Here is a 1100-nt window from a genome sequence, read left to right on the forward strand (position 1 = left end):
GGATGCGGAGCCGCAAGTCCGTGAACTGACTGTCGAAGACTGGGAGTCAGGGGCGCTGGACACTGATGTGTGGGAAGGTGATACAGGCCAGTTCAAAGTTCAGCCGACGACTGCCGAGAGTGGAGAATACGCGCTACAAGGTATCACAGACTCGAACCCTCAAGTCTTGGTGTCATCTCGCGGCCTGAAAAACTACCCACAACCTTCTGATACGTTCTCCGTCAGCATCCTGCTCACTTCGACAAGCGATAATCCAACAATACGGTTCTCCGCGAACGGTGCTAGTGGAGATTATAAGGACGTATCTGTTGAGGCAAGCTCTGATGTTCTTCAGTTCCACGAAACGGCGAGTGGTACATTCCGAAATATTACTGCTGTTGACGCTCCTGTTTCCTCACATCTCAATGAGTGGCTTGAGGTTGTTTTTGATTGGAAAGATGACGGTGGGGTGGACGCATACCTTTACGACAGCACAGGTAGTCTGCTCTCCGTAATTGAAAGTTCTCCTGAAGATTGGACGAATCCCACAGCAGCAAGGGGGGTTGGCTTTGTTGCTAATGGGAACAGCAGTTCGGAGATGTACTTTGACTCGGCTCATGTCAAGCGCCCCATCGAAGATTACCTCACGGAGACACAGAAGGGGACGACCGAGTTAGGCAACGAGGTCACGCCCTCGGGTGCGGTCCACACGGGTCCACAGGAGGCGCCGACGAACGCCCCCCGCGCCGAGTACGCGACGGCGCCCGTCACCGACGAGGCCACGCAGGGCGAGCAGTCGCTCCTCACGTTGCTCAAGTCGGGTGTGAACCCCGCGCTCTACATGGAGCGGACGTTCGACGGACAGGGTGGCGCGTACGGTCATCGACTTCAGGCTCCCCTCGGTCGTTTCGCCCGTGTAAACGCCGCTCTGAAACACCAGTACTCCACTTTCGCATATACGGATTGGGTATCGGGGAGCGGCGGTGGAACATACACATTGGGCCATACGAGCGACCGTCCTCGTCGGTTTATCGTAAGCCACGACGGGAGTGGTAACGATGTGCTAGGCGCGGTGTACCATCCAGCACTCGTATCCCATGATGTTCTCGGATCGTGGCGGA

At 56.3% G+C, this 1100-nt stretch carries 1 protein-coding gene; it reads left to right on the forward strand.

Features of this window, described 5'->3' with window-relative positions; translation table 11 throughout:
• Positions 1 to 1100 (forward strand): hypothetical protein (locus tag EXE42_RS18770; RefSeq protein WP_158293737.1); only part of this gene is annotated, 1100 nt, incomplete at both ends.

The sequence above is a fragment of the Halorubrum sp. SP3 genome (genome assembly GCF_005435195.1).
Taxonomy (GTDB): domain Archaea; phylum Halobacteriota; class Halobacteria; order Halobacteriales; family Haloferacaceae; genus Halorubrum; species Halorubrum sodomense.